Source organism: Parendozoicomonas sp. 2304DJ65-17, assembly GCF_058148445.1.
Genome location: NZ_JBYVJV010000012.1, coordinates 142,018 through 152,025 on the forward strand (window position 1 = coordinate 142,018; position 10,008 = coordinate 152,025).

Genomic DNA, 10,008 nt, shown 5'->3' on the forward strand with positions numbered 1-10,008 from the left:
CATGTTGGCGTTAGGCGCATCCATACTGAGGCATCAATGGTAACTATCGAGTGTGAGACATCACTGTTTAATCTCTCAGAGGTGAAGATAATTTCATAAATGATTGCTGCTTTGGTGAAGACTTTTCTAAATGGCTCATAGATAAGCTGTTGGAAGAAAATATACTTGCGAAAGTTATTTGTATGGAGGACTTTGGCTGGTTCAATGAAGTTGAGCATAATAATAATTACTATGGCCTTGCAGTGTCAGGTTACAGCGGCGAATATGCCCCAAGTAAGAATTACGGTTCATGGTTTATAACCATCGATAAAAAGAGAACGCTTCTCGACAAAATCTTTAACAGAAATAAAGGGTCAAACGATGAGCCCATTGTTAAAGTAATATTCAACATTCTTTTAAACGCTGGATTTCATAACGTCCATATTCAATGTGACTAACCAGACACATCAATGAAAAACCAAGCAATTCAAAATAGTGCCCTATTATTGAGTGTCGGCTCATTTCTCATGCTAATCCTTGCGATATACTCATTTTCGAAAAATGATGCTACTAGCGTATTTCTTGCAGAGTACCTTGTTTCGCCCATTCAGTGGGTTAACGACAAACCTTCGCAGGCGATATGGAAGAATGGAAGCGGGTTGAGTGAGAGCCATGCAATAACGATTATTACAATTCTCTCATTTATATTCTCGGCACTTGGCTTCGGATATTGCCTTTACTCAGCTTCGAAAAGAATATTCTCTTACAAAGAGAGCCTCATCTTTCTTTTTCAGTATCAACACTAGTACTTCTGATATTTAAAATTTCACATTTAATATCCAGCGCCTAACAAGGCGTTGGTGTTCGGCAGACAAGCTGCCTGGGACGCCTACGGCGCCCCACAACTTCGCGTTGTGCGCAGGGTGAAAATATTAATTTCTCTGCCAGCGTTTTTCCTATGAAATCACCAAGAGCTTTATAAAGCTGGCAATCAACATTTGTGTCAGTTTGGGGAACCCTGAAACACCGGAATTAAACGAGCATGTCCTGCTAAATCGTTCGGGCTGCCTTTGAGTTTGCCAGCACAAACATTATGCTTTCCAGTTTCAAGCCTGCTCTTCATGCTCTGTGGAGCTGGCAATCTACATTCAGGTAATGTTTAAACGTGCAATGCCAGCAAAACCTCTGTGTTCCGCTGCAACAAAGGTTTCCAGTGGCTACAGGTTTCTTTGCTAAATACAAACAGAAATTAGGGTTTGCCAGCTGGCAAACCTTACCCAAACAATTCGCAAAGTTTGTGTCATGCCAGCGCCGGTAAACCTCAACCGGCAAGGCCGCGCACAACAAGGCGTTGGTGTTCGGCAGACAAGCTGCCTGGGACGCCTACGGCGCCCCACAACTTCGCGTTACACGCTGGGGGAGTTTAATTGTTTGCTCCCCTGCCCTTCATAAGTTGCATTAAAGAAAATTAATTCTGTAAAGCTGGCGTGATAGCATTGTCGTTTATTCCACATGCAATGCCAGCTTATATATTGTGCATTGATTTAATGTCAGTGCAGCTGGCAGGCGGTAGCGTACTTCTTTCCTTCGTGTACGCCAGCATCAGCATTGTGCTCCCCAAGTTTCGCGTCGTTTGCCAGCCCAGAGCTTTCCGGCTGGCATTTTGGTTTTGGGTTGCCTAAAACCTCGGCTTTAAATCAGGCAAGCTCAACAAATTCAAAGCAGCTGGCAGGCCAGTTCAATCACAAACATTCAACGTGCAATGCCAGCAAAATCTTGGCCTGTCTGGCGTTGTCGGCACAAGCGTGTAACAAGCGCATGGTTTGGACGCCGCAAGCGGCGCCCATCATGCGGGCGTTACACGCTGGGGGAGTTTAATTGTTTGCTCCCCTGCCCTTCACCAGTTGCATTTAAGAAAATTAATTCTGTAAAGCTGGCGTGTTAGCATTGTCGTTTATTCCACATGCAATGCCAGCTTGATTATCGTGCATTGATTTAAGGTCAGTGCAGCTGGCAGGCGGTAGCGTGCTTCTTTCCTTCGTGCACGCCAGCGTCAGCATTGTGCTCCCCAAGTTTCGTATCGTTTGCCAGCCCTGAGTTTTACGGCTGGCATTTTGGTTTTGGGTTGCCTAAAACCTCACATTTAAGTCAGGCAAGCTCTACAAATTCAAAGCAGCTGGCAGGCCATTTCAGTCACAAACATTCAACGTGCAATGCCAGCAAAAGCTTGGTCTGTCTGGCGTTGTCGGCACAAGCGTGTAACAAGCGCATGGTTTGGACGCCGCAAGCGGCGCCCATCATGCGGGCGTTAGGCGCTACCCACCTTCACTATCATGATGAATATAAGAAGAAATAAAAATAGAGTTCTTAAGCTCTATGCTCTGGATGTAAATGAAGATGAGAGAGAAGTAATTCTGGACGGCATTCTCGATATTTTTCGTGAGTTATTCCCAGAAGGTCCGAACGAATATGATATTGATGGTCCTTACGGTATAGGCAAAGGGAGAACAATCAGGGAACAGTCATTTCGGATAAAGTTAGAGAAGCACGGACATAAAAAATATTCAGCATTGAGTGGGTTTATTGAGAAGAAGCTTGGGTTTCATATTACATATTCACCAGAGTTCAAAGCATGTGAAGTGATATTCTGGTATGCACCAAACCTATACCAAGTAAGTGTCCTTGAAATAACACAAATGGTAATTTCAAAGATAAACATCCTGTATGGATATGCTCTCGATCTTTCCGAGAATTACGACATCATCACGGAAGGCAAGATAAAGAGTCGTTTTTTCAGCACAACGGTCAGCGTAACTTCGGAAAGCATTGACTGGTATAGTTCAGTTTCAAGCATAGAAAGTGGAATGATTCGTAAAGTGTACCCGTTCAACCTCCTCAACCAGAGTCAGTACACCACATTTCCAAAAGATGCTAAGCAAATTGAGTGTAAGGTTACGAGTAATTTAACCGTTATATCCTCAGCAAAATTCGCCTAACAAGTCGCTGGTGTTCGTCGCTACGCTCCTGGGACGCCTACGGCGCCCCACAGCTAGGCGTTAAGTGCTTTCGTGCTTCCCAACACTTCACTACTTACAGGCATGACTAGCTTCCCATCCTTGCATGGATATTTTCCTATTTGTTCCCCATCGATAATTTCCGAACTCTCCTGAACCACGAATTACACGATGGCATGGAATCAGCCATCCGATACTGTTATTCGCTAGTGCAGTACCGACAGCTCTTTGTGCATTAGGTGAGCCAGAAAGTTGAGCAAGTTTAGAATATGTTAGTAATTGACCGGGCTTGGTACGAAGCAAGGCTTCCCAAACTTTAATTTGGAAATTTGTTCCCTGAATCATTAAATGTATTCTTTCTTTTTTTTCAGAGGGTTCAAATATCCGACAAGCAATAGTGGAAGCTTTATTATCATCACGCTGAAAAGTTGCGTATGACCATTGTTGCATTAACTCATCTTCCCAATATTTTGTTTCATCTACAAATGAAAGATAACAAATTCCGCGTGGTGTCCAACCTAACAATATTGATCCAAAAGGTGAATTTGTATATCCAAAGCCAATTTTAAGGTCTTTTCCAAGATTCTTGATTTCACCTGGAGACATGGCTTCACAACTGACCATAAGATCATGCAACCTACCGGGACCAGATAAACCTGAATCTAGAGAAGCTTGAAGAATATCTCCAGACTCTTTCAGTGCTTGAAGTGCACGCTCTTTAGTCAAAAATTGCAAAAATCTTTTAGGGGAAACACCTGCCCATTGGGTAAAAATTCTTTGTATATGATATTCACTGAGTCCTACTGCATGAGCGATTTCTTTGAGTGTAGGTTGTTGTTGAACATTTTTGCGAATGTAATCAATTGCTTTAGCAACATAATAATAATGTTGTTGTTTTGATTGTAACTCTGGCTCAAACATTTTTTAATCTCTTTACTTCAAAAATGTTGCTTATAGAGAATCCAGTAACTAGAGCAGTACCAGTAATAACTAATAACGTACCAACAACCGTATGCCAACCAATAGATTCATCAAGTATTAAATACCCCCACATTATACCAAAGACTGGAATTAGAAAAGTTACCGTTAGGGCTGATGGTGCTCCAATCTCAGAAATGAGTTTGAAATACAATAAATAGGCGATACCAGTACATAAAACACCCAGTAATATCACTGTTCCAATAATGTTTAGATCAAGCTGGTTGTTAGAAGGAGAGAAAGGAAGTAATGGAATTATCAGTAATGTTGCACCCCACATACTTCCGTGAGCATTCTCGAAAGGTGTAATATTCACAGAAAAACGGGTATAGATACTCGCAACACCATAACTTAAAGCTGCTAACAGAGCTGCAGCAATTGCAAAAGGTGCACCTTTTTGAAGAGTAATTTGGTCTAAACCAACTAGGAATGTAACCCCTGAAATGCCACAGATCAAACCAATTGAAATTTTGGTCGTTAAATGATTTTCTTTCATCATAAAACCTATTAGCACTCCCCATATAGGAGCAGTAGCGTTCAAGATAGACAGCATTGATGCAGTTAAAGTTTGTGCGGCCCAAGCGAAGAGTAAGAAAGGTAGAGCTGAGTTGAAAAAACCGATTATTAAGTAATGCTTCCAGTGTTCTGATAGCAGTGAATTTCGTTTAGACCATTGCGAAACGAATAGTAAAAACACTGCAGCAAGACCTACTCGAGCTTCGATCATCACAGCAGGACTTAAGGAAGATGCACTGATCCGCATCAGAAGAAAAGAGCCACCCCAGATAGCAGCCAATAACAACAATCGCAATAAATTTAAACGACTCATACAGTTAATACACCATAGATATTATTTTATAAGCAGTAATATGATCTCTGTATAAAAAAGTATCCACCCGATTCTTGCGATATTGCTCTTTAACACAATTAAAAGCTAATGTTTTGAGTAGTAAAAATCAGGCACTTAACAAGAAAATCCAGGTGACGCCTACGGCGCACCTAATTTAGGCGTTACACGCGGTTGGGAGTTTAAATAATTCTTCTCCTGCAAAGTCAGAATCAAACGAGAGAAAAATAAGTTTCGTGGAGCTGGCAACAAGGTTTTGAGTTTGCCACGTCGTTTTCCTGAAAGTTCAGCAAATCAACGTTTTTTTCCTGCAAACATTTTCGGGCTGCTTCCCGGTTTTGCCAGCATACACATCGTGCAACCCAGGTTTCGCATAGTTTGCCAGCTCAAAGTTTCATGGCAGGCTTTTAGCATTTGCGTGGTGTAAAAATCTAGGTTCCATAACTACCGCTGTTCACTATCCCAAAGCTGGCAACAGAGTTTTTGTGTTTGTTTGGGGTATTCTGGTTGTGCAGCAAACATTCGCAGTTTTCCTGACAGTTTGTCATCGCTTCATTCGTGCCATGCCAGCGTCAGCAACTTTAAACATCGCCTGCATAAATGCGTGTAACAAGCGCATGGTTTGGACGTCGCTCCGCTCCGCCCAACATGCGGGCGTTATGCCCTGAGAGAGATTCATGAGTAGCGAGTATACTGAAAATCAAAAAGAGATTGTTACGTATGATCTCGACAAAATAGATCCTGACGAAACGGTAGAGGTGAATTTGAAAGACCTTATGTATGTTTACCGTGCTCTGCAGGAATATATGAGATTCTTTCATCAGCCTTTGCATTACCGAGATATTGATGATATCGAAAGGTTTATGGGCACATTGCAAGATGATGGAGGCTTCAAAGTCCTGAAAGAGGCGGTATACGACAAAATGGGCGAGATGATGCCTGATCATATAAATGAAAAATTTAATGATGGTTTATTCGACTGCCCAAAGATGCCATTCTATTACAATGAAAATCGCTAGGCATAACAAGAGCAGGCACGATCGCAAATACTACGTATTTGCTGGACCTCCGCCGCTTTGCGGCTCCGGCCCGTGCTGCTGGCGTTAGGCCAGAATCCCACCATCACTATTATCATCAAATAATTTGACAATTAATGAACATCAACATTCTCATACTATCGAATAATTCTTGGGTTCCAGAAAATGGTAGAAATTGCGTATACCTAAAGGTTGACAATTGGAATGATTATTCATTTGTGACAATGTTCCAAATGTCAATCCATGATGAAAATGGATTGCTTCACGATATAGGGTCAATAAAAATTGGATTTATTGGTCAAACTATAAAAGAAAAAACACACAATATATTACCCAAGAAGTTTAATTCTTTGGATGAAAAATTCTTTTCACTAGGACAAGGAGTTACTTTCTATGAGAAAATGGCCTTATTTCCAACGGATTATAGAAATTCAATACTTAAAGGTCTGCAAGATATTGTTATAAATCCAGAGGCAATTGAGAACATAAGAAATGAAGAGGTATTTGGAACTTCATTGCTTAGAAACACAAGTCTTTCGGTAATAAAAGGTCAATACAATAGAGTGCTTTTTGGGAAAGCAAAATTATCAAACTATAAATTTAAATTCTCACGCCCAGAATCAGAAAATTATGGAAAATTAGAAATTGACTTCAATGTTATGTTTGAACCAAAACCTAATACAAACATACATGCAATAATAGGAAGGAATGGGGTTGGGAAAACTACTCTTCTAAATGGAATGATTGAGTCTATAACTGCACAAGACAACCGAAAGGGTAAGTTTATAGATTTAGATGGATGGGTAGAGAGAGATATTCCAGATGATTACTTTAGCAGCCTTGTTTCTGTCTCATTTAGTGCCTTTGATCCATTCTCTCCACCTAAAGAACAACCAGATCCATCAAAAGGTTCTTGTTATTTTTATATTGGATTGAAAGATTTTAATGACAGAAAAACACACAGGACTATAGACGACCTTCAAGATGACTGCACATATGCACTAATTAAATGCTTCCATGATAAAAATAAAACTGAACGTTGGCTTAATGCTATCGAAAAACTCGGTTCAGATGAAAATTTCTCATCAATGGGATTAAAGCAACTTGAAAGTGTATATAACAAATATAAGAATACAGAAAAAAAATCAGAACAAATAGATTCAAATAGATTCCGTAATGGCTACAAAGATAAAATAAAAAATTATCTTTCACGGATGAGTTCCGGACATGCGATTGTACTATTAACCATAACTAGATTAGTTGCGACTGTAGAAGAAAAAACCCTTGTTTTACTCGACGAGCCAGAAAGCCATTTACACCCTCCTTTGTTATCAGCTTTAGTCCGTGCACTTTCCGATCTTCTTAAAGATCAAAATGGAGTGGCAATTATAGCCACTCATTCACCAGTAGTTCTTCAAGAAATACCTCGATCTTGTGTTTGGAAAATTTTCCGTGTAGGTACAAGCATCAGTGTTGCTAGACCTAACATTGAAACATTTGGTGAAAACGTTGGATTATTAACTAGTGAAGTCTTCAGTTTAGAAGTTGAACGTTCTGGATTTCATGCTCTTCTATCTGATCTAGTTGAAGATAATAAAACTTATTCTGAGATAATAAATGAATTTAACAATCAATTAGGTTTTGAAGGAAGATCAATTCTGAAAGCTCTAGTTTCTAATAGAGACAGGAAGAATAAGAAATGATGCGACTTGATGATCCAGAGTATGATTTTGAAAGAACAATTGAACTTTGCATTCAAGGTATAACGGGCAACATCGCCTTGAATGAAAAACTCTCAGCTTGCCGTCAGGAACTATTTAATCAAGAACATATCTATACAGTGGCATCATCTACTGGTGAATTATATACGATAGAAGCATTAGATAAAAAAAATAACCCTGATACAGCCATTCTCTGCAACATATCAAAAACAGAACTTATTAAATTTTATGATCAGTATTTAGTTCCAAGAGATAAACCAGCAAGAATAATTTATGATTCCTTATTAAATTCAGCTCAAGAACAATGCCCGTTTTGTGGGGGAATAGGTACGCCTCGAAATTTAGATCACTTCCTTCCTAAAGCACATTTCCCCCAGTTTGCTATTCTTCCAAAAAATCTCGTGCCTTCTTGTCGCGATTGTAATATGGATGGTAAAGGAGATGACTATGCAAAAAAACCTGAAAATCAAATAATTCAACCATACAGTGATAATGATAGATTTTTCAACCAACAATGGATTTTCGCAAAATACAATATAGGAAATGCTGATGAACTCGGAGAGTTTGAATATTATACGAACCCTCCAGAAGAGTGGACAGAGATAGAAAAACAAAGAGTAAATAAGCACTTCTTTGATTTTGAGCTTTCTAGAAGATATTCTACCAAGGCTGGACAGCAGTTAGGAACAGTTCTAAGCCAAATCAATAGAATGCAACAATCTGATATAAGCATTGACGTCATAAATGAAGTTCTTTTAGAACCTGGCGTAAGTTCGGCTCCATTCATGAATCACTGGCAAAAAGGAATGTACCAAGCATTGATTGAGTATTATTCGACAGCGGCCTAACAAGTAAATCCAGGTGACGCCTACGGCGCACCTGATTTAGGCGTTAAGCCCTATTGAGTTCACAATGACTACCGAAGAATATCTTACAAAATTATTTACGAAAGCTGGTTGGTATGAAGGCCGTTCGATCACGCTCGAGAACCTTCAAGAACAAGACAATACTTCTCACAGAAATGCAGTTGATATTCTCAAAGAGTTTGGTGGATTATCAGTCGGTGAAACAGGATCGGGCCGGGAGTGTGCTGCAAGTAATATAGATTTTTACTTAAGACCTTGGTACGAAGCACACCGCATTTGCAAACGCTGGGAACCAACTGTTGGTGACCTCACAGCTATAGCATCTGCCCATCATCAGCATATCTTAGTGATGGTCAACGCAAAAAACGATTTATACATATACACAGAGCCAGATGAGAAAATGTACTTCGGTGGCTCATTTAACGAGGCCACATCAAAATTGCTACTTGGTCTCGACTACGGCTTTCCCCTAAACATGGCTTAACAAGAGCATGGTGTTCCTCGCTTCGCTCGTGGGACGCCTGCGGCGCCCCACATGCTGGCGTTATGTGCTGATCATTCTCAGCCTTTAAAGTCATCAGTATTTTAAGTAAGGATAAATAAATGAAGTATGTAGCCTTTATAGATACTCTTGGATTCACGAAAAAACTCCAAGGGATCTCACACGAGGAGGCTAAAGGTGTTATACAAACATTCAATCAAGAGATATATAGACTTTGGGAAAATCTAGGATATCAAAATGATCATAACATTCACGGAAGAACATTTAGTGACTCTTTAGTTGTTTTCACTGAGAACAATAGCATTGAGAATCTCGAAAAGCTCCTCATATTCCTAGTACAGCTTTATCGAACATCAATAATAAGATGTGACCTTCCTCTTAGAGGAGGGATTTCAGTTGGAGAATACGATGACATTAAAGCAATTGAATTTAACAATTTGCAAAAAGGTATAGTTGTTGGAAATGCATTCATTGATGCTTATTCTCTAGAATCCGCCAATGGTATCAAAGGCTCAAAGCTTCTCTTTAAGCAAGAAGTAAAACTTAAAATAGAAAATCAACTTGAATCATATTCTATAAAAAACGTCAAGAATGATGAACAAGGAAATTCAATTTACGAATTGAAATGGGGTGACTTGTCATTTTTGGTTGAGAACAACTACTTTTCTCTTAACAAATTCGTAGACTTAGCCTGCTCGTCTAAGTGGTTAGAACATTACTACGCTACTCTAGATACATTCTTAACGAATGAATCACAAGATGATAAATGGGATATATACATCAAAATAATCCAGAGAATAAAAAGCAACTATAAATATCATGATCTCGACAATTTCATTGAAAACTTCATGAAGTCAAACTGCTCAAGTCAACTTAAAACAAACTTCCTTAGCTTTATTAGAGAGCGCATAAGCCAATAAAGCACATAACAAGAGCGTCGTGCTCGGCAGCAAGCTGCCTGGGACGCCTTCGGCGCCCCACACGCAGGCGTTAGGCGTTTTTTCCTCACATTCAGCAACTTTATTGTCATCCATTAATTCATAGATTGATTAGGATAAACTGTG

The 10,008-nt window shown here is 39.7% G+C and carries 9 protein-coding genes; 7 read left to right on the forward strand and 2 right to left on the reverse strand.

Features of this window, described 5'->3' with window-relative positions:
- Window positions 1-149 precede the first annotated feature (149 nt).
- Together ACY2RR_RS22335 and ACY2RR_RS22340 are read left to right on the forward strand one after the other, a co-directional pair.
- Entirely contained in the window at window positions 150-437 is a 288-nt protein-coding gene (locus tag ACY2RR_RS22335) for a hypothetical protein (protein WP_490110409.1), read from the forward strand.
- 1,875 nt (window positions 438-2,312) lie between these two features.
- Window positions 2,313-2,975 (forward strand): hypothetical protein, encoded by a 663-nt coding sequence (locus ACY2RR_RS22340; protein WP_490110410.1) that lies wholly within the window; start codon window positions 2,313-2,315, stop codon window positions 2,973-2,975.
- A gap of 90 nt (window positions 2,976-3,065) precedes the next feature.
- On the opposite strand, the gene ACY2RR_RS22345 is transcribed toward ACY2RR_RS22340, so the two are convergent.
- Together ACY2RR_RS22345 and ACY2RR_RS22350 are read right to left on the reverse strand one after the other, a co-directional pair.
- The gene (locus ACY2RR_RS22345; RefSeq protein WP_490110411.1) at window positions 3,066-3,914 is read right to left on the reverse strand and encodes a methylated-DNA--[protein]-cysteine S-methyltransferase; all 849 of its coding nucleotides are present in this window, start codon (window positions 3,912-3,914) and stop codon (window positions 3,066-3,068) included.
- Window positions 3,907-4,800 (reverse strand): DMT family transporter, encoded by an 894-nt coding sequence (locus ACY2RR_RS22350; protein ID WP_490110412.1) that lies wholly within the window; start codon window positions 4,798-4,800, stop codon window positions 3,907-3,909. Before ACY2RR_RS22350 ends, ACY2RR_RS22345 begins: the two co-directional genes overlap by 8 nt.
- Window positions 4,801-5,495: 695 nt before the next feature.
- Here ACY2RR_RS22350 and ACY2RR_RS22355 point away from each other — a divergent pair.
- From ACY2RR_RS22355 to ACY2RR_RS22375, 5 genes are all read left to right on the forward strand, one after another.
- Window positions 5,496-5,837 (forward strand): hypothetical protein, encoded by a 342-nt coding sequence (locus ACY2RR_RS22355; RefSeq protein ID WP_490110413.1) that lies wholly within the window; start codon window positions 5,496-5,498, stop codon window positions 5,835-5,837.
- Between the two features lie 251 nt (window positions 5,838-6,088).
- Window positions 6,089-7,558: an AAA family ATPase gene (locus tag ACY2RR_RS22360; protein ID WP_490110414.1), complete on the forward strand. Its 1,470-nt coding sequence runs from the start codon at window positions 6,089-6,091 to the stop codon at window positions 7,556-7,558.
- Window positions 7,555-8,424: an HNH endonuclease gene (locus tag ACY2RR_RS22365; protein ID WP_490110415.1), complete on the forward strand. Its 870-nt coding sequence runs from the start codon at window positions 7,555-7,557 to the stop codon at window positions 8,422-8,424. Before ACY2RR_RS22360 ends, ACY2RR_RS22365 begins: the two co-directional genes overlap by 4 nt.
- A gap of 64 nt (window positions 8,425-8,488) precedes the next feature.
- Window positions 8,489-8,926: an SUKH-3 domain-containing protein gene (locus ACY2RR_RS22370; protein ID WP_490110416.1), complete on the forward strand. Its 438-nt coding sequence runs from the start codon at window positions 8,489-8,491 to the stop codon at window positions 8,924-8,926.
- Between the two features lie 119 nt (window positions 8,927-9,045).
- Window positions 9,046-9,864 (forward strand): hypothetical protein, encoded by an 819-nt coding sequence (locus ACY2RR_RS22375; protein ID WP_490110417.1) that lies wholly within the window; start codon window positions 9,046-9,048, stop codon window positions 9,862-9,864.
- The last annotated feature ends 144 nt before the right edge of the window (window positions 9,865-10,008 follow it).